At 66.6% G+C, this 19,665-nt stretch carries 22 protein-coding genes, 1 tRNA gene and 1 other RNA gene; 15 read left to right on the top strand and 9 right to left on the bottom strand.

Going from position 1 to position 19,665, the window contains the following annotated elements:
* The first annotated feature begins 54 nt into the window (after positions 1 to 54).
* The 6 genes from V5734_RS16055 (at position 55) to V5734_RS16030 (ending at position 3,880) form a co-directional block, all read left to right on the top strand.
* Positions 55 to 663, top strand: a complete 609-nt coding sequence (locus V5734_RS16055; RefSeq protein ID WP_347310642.1) for a riboflavin synthase — start codon at positions 55 to 57, stop codon at positions 661 to 663.
* Complete coding sequence (locus V5734_RS16050; RefSeq protein ID WP_347310641.1) at positions 660 to 1,253, top strand: hypothetical protein; 594 nt, start codon at positions 660 to 662, stop codon at positions 1,251 to 1,253. Before V5734_RS16055 ends, V5734_RS16050 begins: the two co-directional genes overlap by 4 nt.
* Before the next feature lie 76 nt (positions 1,254 to 1,329).
* Positions 1,330 to 2,424, top strand: a complete 1,095-nt coding sequence (gene ribB / locus V5734_RS16045; protein WP_347310640.1) for a 3,4-dihydroxy-2-butanone-4-phosphate synthase — start codon at positions 1,330 to 1,332, stop codon at positions 2,422 to 2,424.
* A gap of 3 nt (positions 2,425 to 2,427) precedes the next feature.
* Entirely contained in the window at positions 2,428 to 2,979 is a 552-nt protein-coding gene (locus V5734_RS16040; protein WP_347310639.1) for a 6,7-dimethyl-8-ribityllumazine synthase, read from the top strand.
* Positions 2,976 to 3,455, top strand: coding sequence for a transcription antitermination factor NusB (nusB, locus tag V5734_RS16035; protein ID WP_347310638.1), 480 nt, complete (start codon positions 2,976 to 2,978; stop codon positions 3,453 to 3,455). The genes V5734_RS16040 and nusB overlap by 4 nt, the downstream gene beginning before the upstream one ends.
* A 95-nt stretch (positions 3,456 to 3,550) precedes the next feature.
* On the top strand, positions 3,551 to 3,880 hold the full coding sequence (locus V5734_RS16030) for a hypothetical protein (protein WP_347310637.1): 330 nt from the start codon (positions 3,551 to 3,553) through the stop codon (positions 3,878 to 3,880).
* 26 nt (positions 3,881 to 3,906) lie between these two features.
* On the opposite strand, the gene ssrS is transcribed toward V5734_RS16030, so the two are convergent.
* Positions 3,907 to 4,064: non-coding RNA, 6S RNA (ssrS, locus tag V5734_RS16025), on the bottom strand.
* A gap of 174 nt (positions 4,065 to 4,238) precedes the next feature.
* Between ssrS and V5734_RS16020 the strand changes: the two genes are divergently transcribed.
* Together V5734_RS16020 and V5734_RS16015 are read left to right on the top strand one after the other, a co-directional pair.
* Positions 4,239 to 4,637: a hypothetical protein gene (locus V5734_RS16020; RefSeq protein ID WP_347310636.1), complete on the top strand. Its 399-nt coding sequence runs from the start codon at positions 4,239 to 4,241 to the stop codon at positions 4,635 to 4,637.
* Between the two features lie 54 nt (positions 4,638 to 4,691).
* On the top strand, positions 4,692 to 5,144 hold the full coding sequence (locus V5734_RS16015) for an MmcB family DNA repair protein (RefSeq protein WP_347310635.1): 453 nt from the start codon (positions 4,692 to 4,694) through the stop codon (positions 5,142 to 5,144).
* Here the strand turns inward: V5734_RS16015 and V5734_RS16010 are convergent.
* Positions 5,119 to 5,334 (bottom strand): DUF6324 family protein, encoded by a 216-nt coding sequence (locus V5734_RS16010; RefSeq protein ID WP_347310634.1) that lies wholly within the window; start codon positions 5,332 to 5,334, stop codon positions 5,119 to 5,121. The two genes, V5734_RS16015 and V5734_RS16010, sit on opposite strands and share 26 nt — an antisense overlap.
* A gap of 121 nt (positions 5,335 to 5,455) precedes the next feature.
* Between V5734_RS16010 and V5734_RS16005 the strand changes: the two genes are divergently transcribed.
* Both V5734_RS16005 and V5734_RS16000 read left to right on the top strand, forming a co-directional pair.
* Positions 5,456 to 6,367 carry a bifunctional helix-turn-helix transcriptional regulator/GNAT family N-acetyltransferase gene (locus V5734_RS16005; RefSeq protein WP_347310633.1) on the top strand — a complete coding sequence of 304 codons (912 nt, stop codon included), beginning with the start codon at positions 5,456 to 5,458 and terminating at the stop codon, positions 6,365 to 6,367.
* Positions 6,368 to 6,442: 75 nt separating this feature from the next.
* Positions 6,443 to 6,519 (top strand) — tRNA-His (locus tag V5734_RS16000).
* A 19-nt stretch (positions 6,520 to 6,538) separates the two neighbouring features.
* Here the strand turns inward: V5734_RS16000 and V5734_RS15995 are convergent.
* From V5734_RS15995 to V5734_RS15965, 7 genes are all read right to left on the bottom strand, one after another.
* The gene (locus V5734_RS15995) at positions 6,539 to 7,144 is read right to left on the bottom strand and encodes a TetR/AcrR family transcriptional regulator (RefSeq protein ID WP_347310632.1); all 606 of its coding nucleotides are present in this window, start codon (positions 7,142 to 7,144) and stop codon (positions 6,539 to 6,541) included.
* Positions 7,145 to 7,193: 49 nt separating this feature from the next.
* Positions 7,194 to 7,940, bottom strand: a complete 747-nt coding sequence (locus tag V5734_RS15990; protein ID WP_347310631.1) for an ABC transporter substrate-binding protein — start codon at positions 7,938 to 7,940, stop codon at positions 7,194 to 7,196.
* Positions 7,941 to 8,024: 84 nt separating this feature from the next.
* Positions 8,025 to 8,231 (bottom strand): hypothetical protein, encoded by a 207-nt coding sequence (locus V5734_RS15985; protein ID WP_347310630.1) that lies wholly within the window; start codon positions 8,229 to 8,231, stop codon positions 8,025 to 8,027.
* 60 nt (positions 8,232 to 8,291) lie between these two features.
* Positions 8,292 to 10,310 carry a CocE/NonD family hydrolase gene (locus tag V5734_RS15980; RefSeq protein WP_347310629.1) on the bottom strand — a complete coding sequence of 673 codons (2,019 nt, stop codon included), beginning with the start codon at positions 10,308 to 10,310 and terminating at the stop codon, positions 8,292 to 8,294.
* An 8-nt stretch (positions 10,311 to 10,318) separates the two neighbouring features.
* Positions 10,319 to 11,833, bottom strand: a complete 1,515-nt coding sequence (locus V5734_RS15975; protein ID WP_347310628.1) for a trimethylamine methyltransferase family protein — start codon at positions 11,831 to 11,833, stop codon at positions 10,319 to 10,321.
* Positions 11,830 to 13,911: an FAD-dependent oxidoreductase gene (locus V5734_RS15970; protein ID WP_347310627.1), complete on the bottom strand. Its 2,082-nt coding sequence runs from the start codon at positions 13,909 to 13,911 to the stop codon at positions 11,830 to 11,832. Before V5734_RS15970 ends, V5734_RS15975 begins: the two co-directional genes overlap by 4 nt.
* Positions 13,912 to 14,015: 104 nt before the next feature.
* Entirely contained in the window at positions 14,016 to 14,336 is a 321-nt protein-coding gene (locus tag V5734_RS15965) for a DUF6476 family protein (protein ID WP_347310626.1), read from the bottom strand.
* On the opposite strand from V5734_RS15965, the gene V5734_RS15960 reads away from it, so the two are divergent.
* From V5734_RS15960 to V5734_RS15940, 5 genes are all read left to right on the top strand, one after another.
* Complete coding sequence (locus V5734_RS15960) at positions 14,335 to 15,369, top strand: RluA family pseudouridine synthase (RefSeq protein WP_347310625.1); 1,035 nt, start codon at positions 14,335 to 14,337, stop codon at positions 15,367 to 15,369. The genes V5734_RS15965 and V5734_RS15960 overlap by 2 nt on opposite strands.
* Positions 15,370 to 15,400: 31 nt before the next feature.
* Positions 15,401 to 16,825: a cardiolipin synthase gene (gene cls, locus V5734_RS15955; protein ID WP_347310624.1), complete on the top strand. Its 1,425-nt coding sequence runs from the start codon at positions 15,401 to 15,403 to the stop codon at positions 16,823 to 16,825.
* Positions 16,826 to 16,995: 170 nt separating this feature from the next.
* Entirely contained in the window at positions 16,996 to 17,889 is an 894-nt protein-coding gene (gene rpoH / locus V5734_RS15950; RefSeq protein ID WP_347310623.1) for an RNA polymerase sigma factor RpoH, read from the top strand.
* 262 nt (positions 17,890 to 18,151) lie between these two features.
* Positions 18,152 to 19,129: a Gfo/Idh/MocA family protein gene (locus V5734_RS15945; protein WP_347310622.1), complete on the top strand. Its 978-nt coding sequence runs from the start codon at positions 18,152 to 18,154 to the stop codon at positions 19,127 to 19,129.
* Between the two features lie 79 nt (positions 19,130 to 19,208).
* Entirely contained in the window at positions 19,209 to 19,658 is a 450-nt protein-coding gene (locus V5734_RS15940) for a host attachment family protein (protein WP_347310621.1), read from the top strand.
* Positions 19,659 to 19,665 lie beyond the last annotated feature (7 nt).

The raw sequence follows: 19,665 nt of genomic DNA, 5'->3' as shown, positions 1-19,665 counted from the left end.
GCACTTGCGGCGCAAGCGGTCAGGGGCTAGGCAGGGGTCAAAGGGAGTGTCGCGATGTTCACAGGGATCATCACCGATATCGGCGAGGTCATCGCGCTTGAGCAGAGGGGCGACCTCGGCGCCCGGATCGCCACCGCCTATCCGGTTTCAGGGATTGATATCGGCGCCTCCATCGCCTGCAACGGCGTCTGCCTGACGGTCGTGTCCACCGGCGAGACCCCGCGCGGCTGGTTCGACGTGGAGATTTCCGCCGAGACGGTGTCGAAGACCAATATCGGCCGAAACGGCTGGCATGTCGGCAAGCGGCTCAACCTCGAACGGGCGCTGAAGGTCGGCGACGAGCTTGGCGGCCACATCGTCTCGGGCCATGTCGACGGCGTCGCCGAGATCGTGGCGATGCGGGACGAGGGCGACAGCACCCGCTTTACCTTCCGCGCGCCAAAGGCGCTGGCGGGCTTCATCGCGCCGAAAGGGTCGGTTGCGCTGAACGGCACGTCGTTGACGGTGAACGAAGTCGATGGCGCCGAGTTCGGCGTCAATATCATCCCGCACACCAAGGCCGTGACCACGTGGGGGCGGGCGCAGGTCGGCGACCTCGTGAACCTCGAGATCGACACGTTGGCGCGCTACGTGGCGCGGCTACAGGACTGGGCGGGGCGGTGAGCGGGCTGGGCCATAACGGCGGCCCGTCGATCGAATCCGGCGGAAGCTGGCGGCGGCATTGCTGGCGCGCGGCGCGGGCGGACCTCTTGCCGAAGCTGCCGCTCGAAGTGGTGCGTCTTCATGTGAAGCGCGCGGCGGAAATCGGGCTCGACTACAAGACCTATGCCGGAGTGCGCGCGACGACCGGGCATGACCTCGTCGCCTTCCTGTTCTCGACGAACGCGCTGCGCCTTTTGCGCGAGGGCGACCGGATGCGGGCCAGTGATGCGGAGAGGATTGCGCGAACGCGGCACGTCGGCCGCCTGATCGCCGCGCAGCCCCCTCTCGATCCCGAACGGTTGCGGCAGGGCCTTGCCGGGCAGGGGGTCGCGATAGATGCCGCGGCCCGCGCGCCCGGTATCGCGCTCGGCTGGGGCGAGACCCGGCGCGTGCTTCTTGACCTTCTGGGCGAGATCCGGGCGCCGGCCGACCGGGTTCTGGTGATCGGCGAAACGGCGCTCGAACGCGATTGGGCGGGGGCCGCGCGGATGGCGGGTTTTCTTCCCGCCGCCCGCTACTTCGGCGGTGCCGCGGCGGAGGCAAGCCAGTAAGCGTCGCCTCCGCACTGGCCAAAGGACGGCGCTTGGGCTATCCGGGCGGCGGGGATGCAACAGACATGGCGACAACATGACCGAAGACTTCAAGGCTGCCATTTCCTCGACCGAGGAAATCATCGACGAAGCGCGCAACGGCCGCATGTTCATCCTCGTCGATCACGAGGACCGCGAGAACGAGGGCGACCTGGTGATCCCGGCGCAGATGTGCACGCCGAATGCCATCAATTTCATGGCCACGCACGGGCGCGGCCTGATCTGCCTGACGCTGACCTCCGCCCGGATCGATGCGCTCGGGCTCACGCTCATGTCGACGAAGAATTCGTCGCGGCACGAGACCGCCTTCACCGTCTCCATCGAGGCGCGCGAAGGCGTGTCGACGGGCATCTCGGCGCACGACCGGGCGCTGACCGTCGCGGTCGCCATCGACCCGACGAAGGGGCCGGCCGATATCGCGACGCCGGGCCATATCTTCCCGCTCCGCGCCCGCGACGGCGGCGTTCTTGTCCGCGCCGGCCATACCGAGGCCGCCGTCGATGTCAGCCGTCTTGCCGGGCTCAACCCCTCGGGCGTGATCTGCGAGATCATGAACGAGGACGGCACGATGGCGCGGCTGCCCGATCTGATCGCGTTTGCCCAGAAGCACGGGCTGAAGATCGGCAGTATTTCCGATCTCATCGCCTATCGCCGCCGTCACGACAATCTGGTGCGCGAGACGATGACGCAGACGGTCACCTCCGCCTATGGCGGCGACTGGGTGATGCGGGTCTTCACCGACCAGACCGAGGGGACGGAGCATGTCGTCCTGACCAAGGGCGACATCACCACGCCCGAGCCGGTTCTGGTCCGCACCCATGCGCTCAACGTGCTGGAGGATGTCCTGGCACTCGGCCCCGCGCCGGAGGGGGAGCTGGCGCGCGCGATGAAGATCATCGCCAAGGAGGGGCGGGGGGCGGTCTGCCTGTTCCGCGACCCGAAGGCGAAGCTCGTGACCGAGGAAGAGGACGGGCCGCGCACGGTCAAGCAGACCGGGCTCGGCGCGCAGATCCTTTCAACGATGGGGCTCAAGGATCTGATCTTGCTGACGGATTCGCCCCTGACCCGCTATGTCGGCCTTGATGCCTACGATCTGGCCATCACGGGCACACGCCCGATCAGCGAGGGCTGAGGCATGGCCACCGCAGAAACCCATCACGTCCTCGATCTGCCGAAATTCGACAAAAGGGTGCGGCTGCTGATCGTCGTTGCGCCCTATTACAAGGACATCGCCGACAACCTCGTCGCGGGCGCGAAGGCGGTGGCAGCGGAGGCGGGGGCCGAGGCCGATCTGGTCGAGGTGCCGGGGGCGCTTGAGATCCCGGCGGCCATCGCGCTGGCGAGCCGCATGGCCGATTACGACGGTTTCGTCGCGCTCGGCTGCGTCATCCGGGGCGAGACGACGCATTACGACACGGTCTGCAACGACAGCTCGCGCGGGCTGACGATGCTCGGCCTCAATGGCGTCTGCCTCGGCAACGGAATCCTGACGGTCGAGAACCGTCATCAGGCCGAGGTGCGCGCCGATCCGGCGGGCCAGAACAAGGGTGGTGGTGCCGCTGCAGCGGCCTTGCATCTGGTGGCGCTTTCCCGCAAATGGGCGCGCCAGACGAAAGGCATCGGATTCAAGCCCGCGGGCGAGGAATTCCGCATCGCCGGTGACACCGAAGGACCCAGCCGCGCATGAGCGACGACCGCAAGCCCACCCTCGCCGAAAAGCGCCAGATGAAATCCGCCGCCCGGCTTTATGCCGTGCAGGCGCTGTTCCAGATGGAAGCGGCGGGCCAGACCGTCGACAAGGTCGCGCGGGAATTCGAGAACTTCCGCTTCGGCGCCGTCTATGACGAGGACGAGATGGCCGAGGGCGATACCGGCCTCTTCCGCAAGACGGTGGAAGATGCGGTGAATTGGCAGGCGAAGATCGACCAGATGACCGACCGGGCGCTGGTGGCGAAATGGCCCATCGACCGCATCGACCCGGTCCTGCGCGCGCTCTTTCGCGCCGCCGGCGCCGAGCTTCTGACCCAGGGCACGCCGCCCAAGGTGGTGATCACCGAATTCGTCGACATCGCCCGGGCGTTCTTTCCGGACGGGAAAGAGCCGAAATTCGTCAACGCGGTTCTCGATCACATGGCGCGCGAGGCGCGGCCAGAGGCGTTCTGAGGCCGTCGCCGCGACGCGTCCGAACCGGCTGCGACAGCATGCCTCTGGGATTCCGCGACGAGATTGCTAGATTGGGGTGGAAGGGAGCGTCCACCATGCCCGCGCTTGTCCGTCTCTATATCCGTAATGTGATCGTTGGCTTCGCGCTGTCGGCGGTCTTCGTCGGTGCCCTTCTTTGGCTCAACGTCGCCAATCTCTGGCACCTGATCTCGACCTCGCCGCAGGGCTGGATCGCCGTGGCGATGCTTTTCGTCTTCAACGGCATCGTGTTCGGCGGTGTGCAGTTCGCCATCGTGATCATGCGGATGGCGAAGCCCGAGGACACCGGCGGGCGCGGCCGCAAGGTGCCAGTGGCCACGACGATCCCCGCGCTCATCCATGTGCCGGCCAGGGCCCGGCAGGATCATCGGGACGCGCGGCGCTAGGCGAACGATCGGCAAAGGCGGAAGTGGCGGGAACCGCGGCAACCGTGGAGACGTGTTTTTCCCGAGAGCCTGGCTTAACCAGGTGGGCGCCAGATACCGGGACCACGATCCCGGCAGAGCCAGCTCCCTCGGAAGAGATTATCGGCCACTGGAAAAGGGCCTCGCACGAGAGGGGCAGAACCCGCCAGCGGGTAATCTAGGCGCGCGCGAGGCTTGCCGCAAGAGGCTGCGGGGAGTGTGCGGCCAGGATCGCCGTGAAGTGAAGGGTAAGGTTCTCCTGACTGTTTGTATGCAAACAGTCGTGCTACCTGCCCGCCGCCGGGGCGCGACCCGGTGTCATTTCAGAAAAGAGACTATCATGAAGGGCATTGGCCTTTTGTTTTTCGCTTCGGGCGTCGTTTATGTGGTCGTTGGCATGGCGCTCGGGATCTGGATGGGCGCGGCGCAGGATTTCACCCTGGCGCCAGCCCACGCGCACCTGAACCTCCTCGGCTTCGTCACGATGTGCCTGATGGGCATCTTCTACCAGCTCACGCCCAAGGCGGCGGAGCGCCTGCTCTCGCGGGTGCATTTCGGCCTTGCGACGCTCGGCCTCTGGCTCATGGTCCCGGGGATCGCGATCGCGGTGAATGGTGGCGGCGAGGCATTCGCCATCGCCGGATCGCTCGTCACGGCGGCGGCGATGGTCACGTTCCTTGTCAACCTCGTCCAGACGGCGATGCGGCCGTCCAGCCGGGGCGCGGCGCTTCCGGCATAGGATGGCGCCCGGCATGGGCTGGACAAATGTTCACCTTGTGTTCATAGTCCGCCCATGTCCGACACCCTCATGCCCGGCCAGCTTCTCGCCCGTGGCGTCTGCCGCCACCTCCTTCACCACGGCTTCGTGACGGTGGAGGAACTGGTGCCTGCGCCGGGACTTCGGGTCGATGTCATGGCCCTCGGCCCGAAGGGCGAGGTCTGGATCATCGAATGCAAGTCGAGCCGTGTCGATTTCACCTCGGACCGCAAGTGGCAGAACTACCTGGAATGGTCCGACCGCTTCTTCTGGGCGGTCGACGCCGATTTCCCGGCCGACCTTCTGCCGGACGATACCGGACTGATCGTCGCCGACGCCTATGATGCAGAGATCTTGCGGATGGGACCGGCGACGCCGCTCGCAGGGGCGCGGCGCAAGGTGATGATGCAGAAATTCGCCCGCCATGCAGCGCTCAGGCTGCAAGGCTACCGCGATCCCGGTGTCACGACTTCCGGGATTTCCCCTTAGGTCCGCCGCCCATGCCGCGTGCCGCTTCTGCGGCGGCGCGCAGTTCCTCGGCGATCTCCTCCGCCTCTTCCGGCTCGAAATCGAGCGGCAGTTCGACGCCGTCGGCCTCGACATAAATCCGCACCATGCCGAGCGTCGTCGGCCCGATCTGCAGGTTCGCGGCGATCTCGCTTTCCTTGTCGATACCCATCGAAGCTCTCCCTGGCTGCGTCTGACTGGCTAGCGCGGAAGGGGCGGGCGGGCAAGGCGGCAAAATACTTGACGGGATCAAGTTGGGGGCGGAAAGTCGGCGCAGGATGCCAGGCGGGACAATGGACGAGATCGACGAAATCCGGGCCTTCAACCGATTCTACACGCGCGAGCTTGGGTTTCTCTCCCGGTCCTACCTCGGGTCCGGTCTCGGCGTGGGCGAGGTGCGGGTGCTCTACGAAGTCGCGCATGCCGCCCCCGCAACGGCGCGGGAGCTGGCAGAGCGGCTTGCCCTCGACGAAGGCTATCTGAGCCGCGTCCTGAAAGGATTCGAGCGGCGCGGCTGGATCGCGCGCCATGCCGATACGGGCGACGCGCGCCGGCGCCGGATCACCCTGACGGCGGCGGGCGGCGCTGCTATGGCGCCGCTCGAGGCGCGGTCGCGCGCGGAGGTCGCCGCGCGTCTGGGCAAACTCAATGCGGATGCCCGCGCCGGTGTTCTTGCCGGCGCGGTCGCGATGCGCCGGGGTCTTGGCGATCCCGACCTGCCAGCGCCGCCGCTGACCTTCAGCGATCTTGCGCCGGGTGATGCCGGGTGGATCATCTCGCGCCACGGCGCGCTCTACGCGCAGGACGAAGGCTACGATCTGAGCTTCGAGGGATTGGTGGCCGGGATCGTCGCCGGGTTCATCCGGAGCCGCGACCCGGCCCGCGAACGGGCCTGGGTGGCGCGGTCTGGCGAGCTGCGGATCGGATGTATCTTCTGCGTCCGCGAATCCGACGATGTGGCCCGCCTCAGGCTGTTTCTTCTTGAACCCGCCGCGCGGGGCCGGGGCGCCGGGCGGAAGATGCTCGACCTCTGCCTCACCTTCGCGCGGCAGGCGGGTTACACCCGTATCGTGCTCTGGACCCATGAAAGCCACCGGGCGGCCTGTGCGCTCTATGCCTCGGCGGGTTTTCGGATGACCAGCGAAAGCCCCGGCGTGGCGTTCGGGCAGGCTGTCGTCGACCAGACATGGGAACGCGCGCTCTGACCCCGGGGCGCTGCTTTCGCCAGGCCAATCTGCCCCTTGCATTCGCGGGGGCAGGGGGCTAAATGGCCCCCGAGTGCCGACGTAGCTCAGTTGGTTAGAGCACTAGATTGTGGATCTAGGGGTCCCCCGTTCGAGCCGGGGCGTCGGTACCATCCCGAACCGGTCAGGCGTTCAGAACGCGCCGAGATGCCTCTCCAGCAAGTCCCGGCAGGCGGCTTTCGCGGTATCGGGCGGCATCGTCTCCGGGTCGATGCAATGCTGAAGTCCAAGTCCGTCGATCAGGCAGATGAGCGTCTTTGCAAGGGGCCGCGAATCCATGCCGAGGCCGCGCGCCTCCGCCACCTCTGCGATTGCCGCGGCCACGCGGTCCAGATAGTCGGCATATTGCGCGCGATGCTCGTTGCCGAGTTCGGGGTTGATGGAGATCTGTCCCCAGAGGGTCAGCCAGATCGTCAGCCTCTCCCGATTGAACGCCACAGGCGCGAAGATCGCGTCGAGAAGTGCGGAAAGACGGAATTCGCCGGGCCGGGTAGAATGGGAGAGGGTCGTCTCTTCCCGGTACATCGCTGCATAGACCGCCGCCAGAAGGCCGTTCATCGAGCCGAAATGGTGGGTGATGAGCCCGCGCGACACGCCGGCTTCCAGGCAGATCTTGTCGACGGTGAATTCCTGGATGCCGCCCCGCGCCATGCAGGCAAGCCCCGCCGCGATCAGCCCGGCGCGGCGTTCCTCGCTGGTCAGGCGGGTGAATTTCGGCTCGGGCTTGGCTCGGCTCATCTGCAACCCGTTGAAAAGGGCGGCGCACTTGTGGGCGCCGCTTTGCCGGTCAGGCTTTGGTGAACTGTACCGGGTCGGGATGACCGTCCGCAAGGATCACCGGATTGAGGTCGGGATCGTGGATCGCGACCAAGGGTTCGAAGCAAATGAAGAGGCAGTCCCCCGAAAGCTCCATCAGATCCTCCATGCGGTTGAACATCGCCCGGCGCTTCTCGGGGTCTAGCTCGACGAGCGACTTCTGGTAGATCTCCTCGTATTCGGGGCTGTCGAAGAACGTCCAGTTGTAGACCCCGATCTGGTCGCGCCGGAACCGGACGAGATTTTCCGTCGGGTCGATGCCGCCCGCATAGCGTTGCAGCACGAGCTCGATGGAGAGGTAGTCGTCGCCGGCCGACTTGTCGCCCAGGGCCCAGCAGGCGGCCTCCTCGGTGGGCTGGATCTCCACCGTGATCCCAGCCTCGCAAAGGCTCGCCTGGATGGTCTGCGAGGTGGAATCGGTCAGCGCGACGAGGTTCAGGGTCAGCCCCTCGGTCCCCGCCTCGGCCAGAAGCGTCTTGGCCTTCTCGACATCGCGGGTGTCGATGATATTCTTCTCGCGGGCAAAGCTCGTCCCCGGCTGCACCACGCCGGCGGACCGAGATACAAGCCCGTCATAGGCGCCGTAAAGCACCGCGTCGCTGTCGTAGGCGTACTGGATCGCCTGCCTGACCCGGATGTCCTTCAAGGGCTCGGCCTTCTGGTTGATCGTCAGCCAGACCTGGCGCGAAGATTCGCCTTCGATCAGCGTAGCTGCCACCCGCCGCCTCGACCGCCGCCTCGCAGACGTTATGGCCGCCGTGATACGGGGGGGCGATGACGATGAAGGGGGCGAAGGGGTCGGTCAGACATCGTAGCCAAGATCGCCAGTCGCGGCATTGCAGAAGAAGTGCCAGATCTGCGCGAGGACCGGCTGGTCGAGCCCCATCCTCTCGCGCAACAACTCCTTCAGCGCCGGTGTCGCACAGGGGCCGAGCGCGAGCGAGGCCGGGCCGCCCGGCACGAGAAACACCATCGCGTACACCGCCAGCATCACCGTAGACAGGATCACGACAGCAAGGCCGATGCGCGTGATGGCGTAGCTCAGGACGGGGCGTCGCGTCCCTTGATCTCAAACCATGTCACGCGGGATCCTTTCATCCCAATCGCGCTCGAAGACCGTGTCTCCGTTCTCGGTGACGCGGAGCTGCATCTCGACGCGGAAGTGGCGCGCGTCGCAGGTCAGCCGCCCGGTCGAATGGTGGCCGGTCGTGGTGTCCTTGCGGCGGATCACGACATTCGCCTCGGTCTCGCAACAGGCCGAGAGCGGATTGCCGTCGGTGATGGTGAAGCGGGCGAGCGCGTCCGATGTCACCGTCTGGGCGATATCCGGCATCTCGTGCGCTGAGGTCCAGCGCGGGAAGTCGACGGTCATCTCGCCGCTGAGAAGGTCGCGGCGGATGCTGCGCCGGTGACCGGAAGGGGCGGGATGGTCGATCACCGGCGTCGGCGCGGCCATCTCGGGCGGGTCGAAGGCGCGAAGCCGCGCATCCGCCGGGTTGTCCGGCCGCACCGGCAGGTCGAGCCAGCTTTCGCCCGTGCGCACCGTCAGCGTCGCCAGCTCCGGCGAGGGCCAGCAGATCGGCCAGTAGGTGGTGGAGAGCGACACCGCGATCCGGTGACCCGCCGGGAAGGCATGGGCGATGTCGTCGAGATCGACGACGGTATCGTAGACACGGCCCGGCTCCAAAGGTTCCGGGTGCTCGTGGCTGTCGCGATGGGTGAGGTTGAGGCAGCCGAGTGTCACCCGCGTCGAGCGCCCGTCCGGCATCACGTCGTTCAGCCGGACGGCGACCAGCGCCAGCGGTTTGTCGGAGGAAAAGCGCAGGTGAAGCTGCGGCGCGCCGAGAATCTCGGTCCGTTCGGGCAGGGGGTCGGAGAGAAAGACGAGCGACCCGCCGTCATCCTCGCGCTGGTCGCCCGCCCAGTCGGCATCCTCGCCGTAGCGCCCGACCTCACCGGCGCCGAGCCCGACCCAAAGCGGCGAGTTGATCGCGACGCCGCCGCCCGCGCCCGGCACCGGGTCGAGCGTTCCGCCCGCGTTGAGGTAAAGCGCCCGGTGTTCGGTCCGGGGCGAGGGCCATTCCGCCTCGCCCACCCAGCGGCCGGAGCGGTCGAGGTAGCAGGTTTGCGGCGGCACGCTCTCCTGCATCCAGACCCGGTACATCGGCCCGTCCATGATCCCGGTGTCGCGGCCCTTCATCCAGTGATCGCACCAGCGCACAACCTCCTGGAGCCAGCCGATGGCCGGCTTGACCGCGACATCATGCGGGAAGGAATGCGCCCAGGGGCCGACAAGGCCGAGCCGTGGCCCGGAGAGGCCGGCGAGAAGCCGTGGCACGCTTTCCGAATAGTTGTCCGCCCAGCCCGAGACGGCAAAGACCGGGATGGTGATCCTGGAGAAATCCTCGCAGACCGAACCCTGTTTCCAGTAATCGTCGCGCCGCTGATGCCTCAGCCAGTCGAGGCCCCACGGCCGGTTATGCTCCATCCGCGCCCGCCACATGTCGCGCCATTTCGCACCGACGATCTCGGGGTCGGGCGGCAGGTCGTTATGGGCGAACATCGTCGCGGCCCAGTCGAAGTTGTCCTTTGACAGACATCCCCCGACATAGTGCACATCGGTCGCGTAGCGGTCGTCGGTTGAGCCCACGGTGATGATCGTCTTCAGGGCCGGCGGCCGCCGCGCGGCGATCTGCAAGCCGTTGAAGCCGCCCCAGGAAATCCCGTACATCGCGACCTGCCCGTCGCACCAGTCCTGCGCGGCGATCCATTGGATGGCGTCGCAGCCGTCCTGCTGCTCCTGCACGGTGTATTCGTCGTCGATCAGCCCCTCGCTGTCGCCGGTGCCGCGGATGTCGAGGCGGACACAGGCATAGCCATGCCCCGCGAGCCAGGCATGCATCTTCTGGTCGCGGCCCCGGGTTCCCTCGCGCTTTCTGTAGGGCAGGTATTCGAGGATCGCCGGCACCGGGCCGGCCCCCTTTGGCCGCCAGAGCTTCGCGGCAAGCCGTGTGCCGTCCGGCATCGGCACGAAGATGTTCTCGATGATCTCGATCTCGTGCGGGAAGGTATCGCGGATCGTCGGCATGGTTCCCCTCAGTTCATCGGCGCCCCGCCCTCGGCCTTGCGCCGCCCGACATACGTATCGAGCGCCTCGGCCACGGCGGGGTCGAGCTTTGGTTCCTCGTAATCGCTCAGAAGCTGCTTCCAGACGGCGTTGGCCCGCGTTCGCGCATCGACGCGGCCTTTTTCCAGCCAGGTCGGATAGTTGTCCCAGTTGGAGAGAAGCGGCGTGTGGAAGGCGGTCTCGTAGCGCTCCATCGTGTGGGTCGTGCCGAAGAAGTGCCCGCCCGGTCCCGCCTCGGTTATGGCGTCGAGCGCCAGCGCGTCCGCATCGGTGGCGATCGGTGTGAAATAGGCGTCCATCATCTGCAGCATTTCCGCGTCGAGGATAAGCTTCTCAAAGCTCGCCGTCAGCCCGCCATGCATCCAGCCGGCGGCATGTTCGAGCAGATGCGCGCCGCCCATCAGCGCGCCCCAGAGCGCCATCTGGGACTCGTAGGCCGCCTGCGCGTCGACCTCGTTCGCCGCCGTCACGTTCGACGACCGGAACGGCACGCCGATATGGCGGGCGAGCTGGCCCGACGCCTGCGCCGCCTTCACATATTCCGGCGTGCCGAAGGCGGGGGCGCCGGAGCGCATGTCGACGTTCGAGGTGAAGCCGCCATAAAGCACCGGCGCGCCGGGGCGGACGATCTGGGTCAGCACGATCCCGGCCATCGCCTCGGCATGCTGTTGGGCGAGCGCGCCGGCGAGAGTGACCGGCGCCATCGCGCCCGCGAGCGTGAAGGGGGTGATCGCCAGTGCCTGCCCGTGTTCGGCCATCGCGATCAGCCCTTCGGCCATCGGGATATCGAGTTGCAGGGGCGAGTTGGTGTTGATGACGCCGAGAAGGGCGGGTCGGCCGGTCAAGCCCTCGGGCGTCGTCCGGAGCGCGATCGCCGCCATCTCGATCCCGTCCATGGTGCGGGCGCGGCCCAAGGTCTGGGTCTGCCAGTTCTTGTCGAGAAGCCCGATCTGGGCGCGGTAGATGTCAAGGTGCCGGGTGTTCGCCGGCAGGTCCATCGGCTCGAACGGGCCGCCGCCCTCCTGATGCACCACATTCAGAACCTGCACCAAACGCATGTAATCGCACATGTCTTGGAATGTGCCGTCACGCCGTCCCCGGTCGTTGTCCATGACATAGGCAGGCCCGCCGACCGAGGCGTAGACGCAATACTCGCCGCCGATTGTCAGATCGCGGGCGGGGTTGCGGGCGGCGAGCGTGAAGCTTCGCGGCACCGTCTTCAGCCGTTCGGCGACGAGGCCAGGGTCGAGGCGCACCGTCTCCCCCGCGATCTCCGCGCCGGCCGCGCGGAACCGCTCCCGCGCGCCGGGATCGAGGACGCGCATGCCGAGCGTCGACAGCACCTTCAGCGCCGCACCGTGGATCGCCGCGACCTGATCGGCGCTGATCACCTCGACGGGGCTATATGGGCGCCGACGCTGGCCGAACGGCGCCTGGGCGATATCTCGCGAACTGCGCGCAGCGCGTCGGGGACGGGCGCTCATTGCGCCGCCTCGTGTGGCTCGGCGAAGTCGCGCGGCGCGAAGGGCGCATCGCGCAGAACGGCGATATCGGCCGCCGCCAGCCCGATCTCGCGCGCCGTCCGGTGGCCCTGCCAGACCGCATGGGCGATGGCGCCCGGAGCATTCGCGTCGCCGGTGAGGCTGAGTGAGCGGAAGCCCGTCCCATCCGTCCGCAGCGCGTCGTAAAGCGCCGATCCTCCCGCCCGCTGGCCGACGATCACCAGCGAGCGCGCGGCGATCTCGCGCGGCTCGCCGGTGAAGATCTGCGCGAGGCGGAGCGTCTCACCGTCGAAGCCCGTCACGATTTCCAGCGTCCGGTAGCCGATCCCGGCCTTGAGGAAGGCCTGATGCACCAAGGGTTGTTCGTTGGTCATGAAGCCCCAGGCCTGCGCGGCCCCGGCGGTAGTGATGTAGGTCGTGGCGAGGCCTTGCGCCGCCAGATGTTCGGCAATGGCCGAGCCCATGTAGTAATTGTCGAAGTCGAAGACCGAGACCGGCCCCTCGATCGTCACGCCGCGCGCGATGTCGTCGGGCGTGTAGACGCGCGGCGCGTCGACGGGGGCGGCCGGGATCTCGTTCGCGCCGCAGAGGTTCGCGGTCCAGTGCGCGCCGGTGGCGATGACGACATGATCGGCGCCGAACTCCCGCACGTCCGCCGGCGTGAGGTCGCTTTCGGCGAAAAGCGAGACATTCGGCATTTTCCGAAGTTGACCAAGGCGATAGTCGGCGACCCTGAACCACTCCCTGAGGCCCGGCAGCCGGGTTTCCCACAAGAGCCGCCCGCCGAAGTCGCGCGCCTTGTCGGCAAGCGAGACCTGGTAGCCCCGCCGCCCGAGCGTCAGCGCCGCCTCCAGCCCCGAAGGCCCGCCACCCACGACCAGTACCGAGCCGCCCGCGTCCTTTTGCACCCGCTCCGGATGCCAGCCGCGCCGCCATTCCTCGCCCGCCGTCGGGTTCTGCGTGCAGCGCACCCAGACCCCGTCATGCCAGGAGGAGATGCAGATGTTGCAGCCGATGCATTCGCGGATCTCGTCCTCGCGCCCTTCCTCGATCTTCCTCGGCAGGAACGGGTCGGCGATGGACGGTCGGGCGCCGCCGATGAGATCGAGCACTCCGCGCCGCACCATCGAAACCATGGTGTCCGGCGAGGTGAAACGACCGACGCCGACGACCGGCTTGTCGGTCAGCGATTTCACGAAATCGACGACCGGCTCATGGCTGCCTTCCGCGACATACCGCGAGGGCGCGCAATCCGCTGTCGAATAGTCCATCTTGATATCAAAGAGATCCGGCGCATCCCTGAGATGGGCTGTCACCTCGTGCGCCTCCGAGGGGGCGTTCTGAGAAGGCCGCGCCCTGAGTTCCTGCAACGACAGCCGCAAGGCGACCGCGCAGCGCCCGTGCGTCGCCTCGCGCACGGCGTCGATCAGCTCCTCGACCAGCCGCACGCGGTTGCGGACCGATCCGCCATAGGCGTCGGTGCGGTGGTTGTAGTCCTCCAGAAGGAACTGGTAGGGCAGATAGCCCATCCCGGCATAGACATAGACGATGTCGAACCCCGCACGTTCGGCCCGGACCGCCGCCTCCGCGTGCCAGCGGATCAGGTCGCGGATATCGTCCCCGTCCATCACCTTCGGCCGCGCGGCGGACATGAAGCCGACATGCGTCGCCATCCACGGCACGCCCGACGGCGAGAGCGGCGCAAGCCGCGAGGTGCGGTTCACCGCCGCCGCGCCGCCGTGCCAGAGCTCCACCGCCGCCAGCGCGCCGTGGGCATGGACTGCCTCCGTCATCACCGCATGGGCGCGGATGTCGGCCTCGTCCCAGAGCGTGGCGAAGGGGAAGGGGCTGTCGTCGGAGGAGGGATGGACCGAGCAGGCCCCGGTCGAGACCACGCCCCATCCGCCCTCGGCCTTGGTGGCGCGGAAGGCGGCGCGGACATGCGGGTTGGCATTGGTCATGCCGGAGGCATGGGGGACCTGGAAGAAGCGGTTCTTCGCGGTCTTCGGCCCGATCCGGACCGGCTCGAACAGAACGTCATAACGCGGGGGCCTGGCCATGGCGCACTCTCTGCTGAACTGTCGTATAGTTGTGTCAGAATCGGAGGCCTGTCAAGCATGCCGAATGGCCGGCCAGAGCCGGTGCGCCGCGATAGGGACGTCAATCAGTTGCCCGGCTCGATCGCCACGCGCTGATGGAGTGCCCCGGACTTCGGGTCGAGGATCAGGATTTCATTGGTGTCCGTGACGACCGCAATCCATCCGCGGCCGAAGGTGACGGCCTCGGCCCGGACGCCCTCGGGCAGGCTGACGGTCTCGGGCAGGGCCGGGCGCGAGGACATTGCGGTGGGGAAGCGGATGACAATCAGCGCGATGATCGTTATCAGGCCGAGGATCATCGTCCCGGCCAGAACCGAGACCAATACCTTCAGAAAGCGCAGTTCCGGCGGCCGGTCCGCGCTTTCGCCCAGTGGAGCGTCGTTCATGTCGGATGCCACCGGCCCAGCCCTTCGCGTCGTGATCGGGGAAAACCCGCCCGACCGTCTTGATAAGGCGCTGGCCCGCTTTGTGCCAGAGAAAGCGGCCCTGTCCCGTTCCCGCATCGCGAAGCTTCTGGGCGATGGCGCGATCCGCCGCGACGGCGCGCCCGTCACCGACGCCAAGGCCAGGGTGGCCGAGGGCGAGGTCTACGAGATCACCGTCGGCCCCGCCGAAGTGGTGGAGACGAAGGCAGAAGCGATTCCCCTGACGGTGGTCTGGGAGGATGAGGACCTGATCGTCATCGACAAGCCCGCCGGCATGGTCGTGCACCCAGCGCCGGGGTCCAGGGACGGGACGCTGGTCAACGCGCTTCTGCATCATTGCGGCGAGACGTTGTCCGGGGTGGGGGGCGAACGGCGGCCGGGAATCGTGCACCGGATCGACAAGGACACGTCCGGCCTTCTGGTCGTGGCGAAAACCGACCGCGCCCATCACGGGCTTGCCCGGCAGTTCGAGAAGCACGCCGTCAACCGCCGCTACCTCGCGCTCGTCCACGGCGTTCCGGAGCAGAACGACCCGCGGCTCCACGGCACGAAGGGCACGAACTTCGAACCGGGCGGTGTGCTGAAGATCACCACGCAGCTTGCCCGGCACAAGACCGACCGCCAGCGGCAGGCGGTCCTTTTCCATGGTGGCCGCCATGCAGTCACGCGGGTGCGTGTCGTCGAACGGTTCGGAGAGCCGCCCGCCGTCGCGCTCGTCGAATGCTGGCTGGAGACCGGGCGCACCCATCAGATCCGCGTTCACATGGCGCATATCGGCCACGGCCTTGTCGGCGACCCGACCTATGGCGGACGGCGCAAGCCAGCCGTCAAGGCGCTGGGCGAGGCCGCCGCCAAGGCGGTGTCCGACTTTCCCCGTCAGGCGCTCCATGCCGCGACGCTCGGCTTCATCCATCCCGTGACGGGCGAGGAGTTGCAGTTCACCTCCGACCTGCCGGAGGATTTTTCGGAGCTTCTGGCGTGCCTGCGCGGGTGATCCGCCTTGGGCGGAATGGGAAGGGCCGGGCATGACGCTGTCCTTCGGTGTCCTCGCTCACATTACCTTGCAGGTCATCACCGCCGCGCGCGCGCTGAGCCGTCGGGACCGCCAACCCGCCTCGCGCGCGGCCTGGCTCCTGCTCATCGCGGCGCTGCCGTTTGTCGGGATCGTCTTCTACTTCCTTTTCGGCGAGACGAAGATCGGCGGCAGGACGGCGCAGCGGATGGCGAATGCAACCAGGCGTCTCGGGCATCTGCGGGGGGGCAAAACGTCCGAGGCCGAGATTCCCGCGCAGTTCCGACAGGTCTTCCGCCGCGCCGTGGCGGTGAACGGGTTCCGCCCGCTCGCGGGGAACACCGCAAGTCTGCCACCGGACGAGAATGCCGAGATCGCGGCGCTGATCGCCGATATCGACGCCGCGCGCGATCACGTGCACCTGCTTTTCTACATCTGGCTCGAAGACGGAAACGGGCTACGTGTGCTCGACGCGGTCGAGCGTGCCGCCGCGCGTGGTGTGACCTGCCGGCTTCTGATCGACGGGCTCGGCTCCAGGCGGATGGCGCGGTCCGCGCGCTGGCGCCGCCTTGGCGAAACGGGGGTGAAAACCGCGATCACCTTCAAGATGCGCTGGCTTCTTTTCCACATCTTCTTCGCGCGGATCGACCTGCGCAACCACCGCAAGATCGCGGTCATCGACGGCAGGACCGGCTATTGCGGCAGCCAGAACTGCGCCGATCCGGAGTTCCGGGTGAAGGCGAAATACGCCCCCTGGATCGATACGTTCCTGCGGATCGAAGGGCCGGTCGTGGGCCAGTTGCAGCATATCTTCGCCATCGACTGGATGACCCACGGGCAGGAAGACATCTCGGCGATGCTCGACGATCCCGTTCCCGCCGATCCGGCCGGATTCCCCGCGATTGTCGTCGGCAGCGGCCCGACCGTCGACAATCGCGCGGTCTCGGACCTTTTCGCCTTGCTGCTGGCCTCGGCCGAGGACGAGGTCATCATCACGACGCCCTATTTCGTTCCCGACGACACGTTGCAGCGCGCCATCCACGGCGCGGCGCTGCGCGGCGTGAACGTCACCCTGATCCTGCCCGAGCGCAACGACAGCTTTTTCGTCGCGCGGGCGAGCCGGAGCTACTATCCGGACCTCCTGCGGGCCGGGGTGCGGATCGCCGAGTATCGCAAGGGGCTTCTGCACGCCAAAACGCTGACGGTGGATGGCCGCGCCGCCTGCATCGGTTCTGCCAACATGGACCGTCGCAGCTTCGAGCTGAACTTCGAAAACAACCTCATTCTCGCCTCCGAGGATGTCACGGGCCTCATCCGAACGCGGCAATTGGCCTATCTTTCCGACGCGCGGGAGCTTGCCTGCGAGGAGGTCGAAACGCGGCACTGGATCACTAGGATGGTCGACAACCTCTTCGCGACGATGGGGCCGTTGCTTTGATCAGCCACGCTCGCGTCGCCTGACAAGGTGGTGAAAGGCTGAAACATTTCTGGAACAACGACGGATCGGAAAGCATTTGGCGTTAAAAGGTGGATTGTAAGGTCACGCCTTGCGCAAGACGGTCCGGGGCCATAGATTTTCAGGTCCTCGACCGGAACAGGGGGTCAGAAATGGCGAGCTACACGAATCTTCCCGCGCCAAGTCCCGAACAGGGGCTGAACCGGTATCTTCAGGAAATCCGCAAGTTCCCGCTTCTGGAGCCGGAAGAGGAATACATGCTGGCGAAGAGCTGGGTCGACCATCAGGACAGTTCGGCCGCGCACAGACTCGTCACCTCACACCTGCGTCTCGCCGCGAAGATCGCGATGGGTTATCGCGGCTACGGCTTGCCACAGGCCGAGGTAATCTCGGAAGCGAATGTCGGCCTGATGCAGGCCGTGAAGCGCTTCGATCCCGAAAAGGGCTTCCGTCTCGCAACCTACGCCATGTGGTGGATCCGCGCCTCGATCCAGGAATACATCCTGCGGTCATGGAGCCTTGTGAAGCTCGGCACGACCTCGGCGCAGAAAAAACTCTTCTTCAATCTCAGGAAGGCCAAGGCCCGGATCGGTGCCCTGGAAGAGGGGGATCTGCGCCCCGAACATGTCGAGAAGATCGCCCACGACCTCAACGTGACCGCGGAAGAGGTGATCTCGATGAACCGGCGCCTGTCGGGCGGCGATGCCTCGCTCAACGCGACGATCGGGTCGGACGAGGGCACGGCGCAGTGGCAGGACTGGCTTGAGGACGAGGATGCCGATCAGGCCGCCAATTACGAGGCGGAGGACGAATTGTCGGTGCGCCGCGAGCTTCTGGAAAGCGCGATGGACGTGCTGAACGACCGCGAGAAGGACATCCTGATGCAGCGCCGGCTGCGTGACGACCCGGTGACGTTGGAGGATCTGTCCGAGCAATACGGCGTCAGCCGCGAACGCATCCGCCAGATCGAGGTGCGCGCCTTCGAGAAGCTGCAATCCGAGATGCGCAACCTCGCCAAGGACAAGGGCATGCTGATCCCGGCCTGAGAGGTCAGATTCTCCACAGGAACCACGCGATTTCTTGGAAAATATCTGTGTCGTGTCCAGCCCAGATATGGCCGGCTTGCGGATGGGCGCGCAATTACGCGCCGGACACGGCTGCGCTGCTGCATCGTGTCCCCTTTCGGTGTCGCATTCCGATGCGAACGAGGGCGCCTGCGCCGCCTTGACCCGGATCAACCGGCGCAGGCATTGCCATGACGGCGGGGCGGCGCTACCCATTTACGACCGCAAAAAGAGGGAGCCGCCCATGAAAACCGTGAACTGGGGCGTCCTCGGCGCCGCGAACTTCGCCCGGCAGCACATGGCCCGCGCGATCCATGAGGCCGAAGGCGCGCGTCTTTACGCGCTGGCAACCTCCGACCCGGCGAAGGCGACGGGCTTTTCCGTTTTCTGCCCCGATCTGAAGGTCCATGCCTCCTACGACGCGCTGCTTGCCGATCCGGCGGTGGAGGCTGTCTATGTTCCGCTGCCGAACCACCTACATGTCGACTGGACGCTGAAGGCGCTTGCCGCCGGCAAGCATGTGCTGACCGAAAAGCCCATCGCCTTGAAGGCGGAGGAGATCGACGCGCTGATCGAGGCGCGCGATCGCTCCGGGCTTTTCGCGACCGAAGCCTACATGATCGTCCACCACCCGCAGTGGCAGCGCGCCAAGGCGCTGCTGGACGAGGGCGCGATCGGCCGCATCCTTCATGCCGATGCCGCGTTCAGCTACGACAACCGCGCCGATCCCGGCAATATCCGCAACCGCCCGGAAACCGGCGGCGGCTCGATCCCCGATATCGGGGTCTATGCCTATGGCTCCGTGCGCTGGGCGACGGGCGCGGAGCCCACGGACATCCGCTCCAGGATCGTTCTGGAGAACGGCGTCGACGTCTTTGCGCAGGTGATCGCCGACATGGAGGGGCCGGGCGGGCGCTTCACCTACGGCGCCATGACCTCGATGCGGTTGCCGCCCCGGCAGGAGGTGGTGTTCCAGGGCGAGACCGGACTTATACGCCTGACTGCGCCCTTCAACGCCGGGCTGTTCGGCGAGGCGCAGCTTCACATGTTCCGCCCCGGAAAGCCCGATCATGTCGAGCGGTTTCCCGGCGCCCGCCAGTATCGGAACCAGGTCGAGGCGTTCGGCCGCACGATCCGCGACGGCGCGGCCTATCCGTGGAGCCTCGAGGATGCGAAGGGAACGCAGGCGATGATCGACCGGGTGTTCGCCGCGGCAAAATAGAACCTGACGTTGACGCCGATCATGGCGAGGCGGCAGCGTCGTTCCCATATGGGATCAAAGCCTGATGTGGAGGATGCCCATGAAACCGATACGCACGCTTGTTCTTGTTGCGGGTGAGGAATCGGCCCGCTTCTTTCTCAATCAAGGGGTCGGCAAGGGGCTGAGCGAGGTTTGCGACATCTCGATCAGCCAGTTCGCCGCGGCCCAGGTCGATTACAGCGACCGGCCGGGCCGACAGACCGGCGGGCCTGGCGGCGTTGCCCGTCACGGATTCGATCCGCATGACTCGGCGGACGAACAGGAACGCGGGCGGTTTGCCAGGCACGTGGTCGAGGCCTTGGCGCAGCAATGGTCGGCGGGAAAATTCGACCGTCTGGTGGTGGCGGCGCCCGCGAAGATGCTGGGCGTCCTGCGCGGCCAGATCAAGGGCGCCCCGGCGGCGGCCCTTCACGCCGATCTGGCGAAGGACCTCGTGAACGTACCGCTCCACGATCTGCCCGGCCATTTTACGGGTGTTCTGTCGATCTAGCATTCGC

It is taken from the genome of Defluviimonas sp. SAOS-178_SWC, assembly GCF_039830135.1.
Taxonomy (GTDB): domain Bacteria; phylum Pseudomonadota; class Alphaproteobacteria; order Rhodobacterales; family Rhodobacteraceae; genus Albidovulum.
Note: the sequence above shows the minus strand (reverse complement) of the source record. Positions and strands in the feature narration are given on the sequence as shown.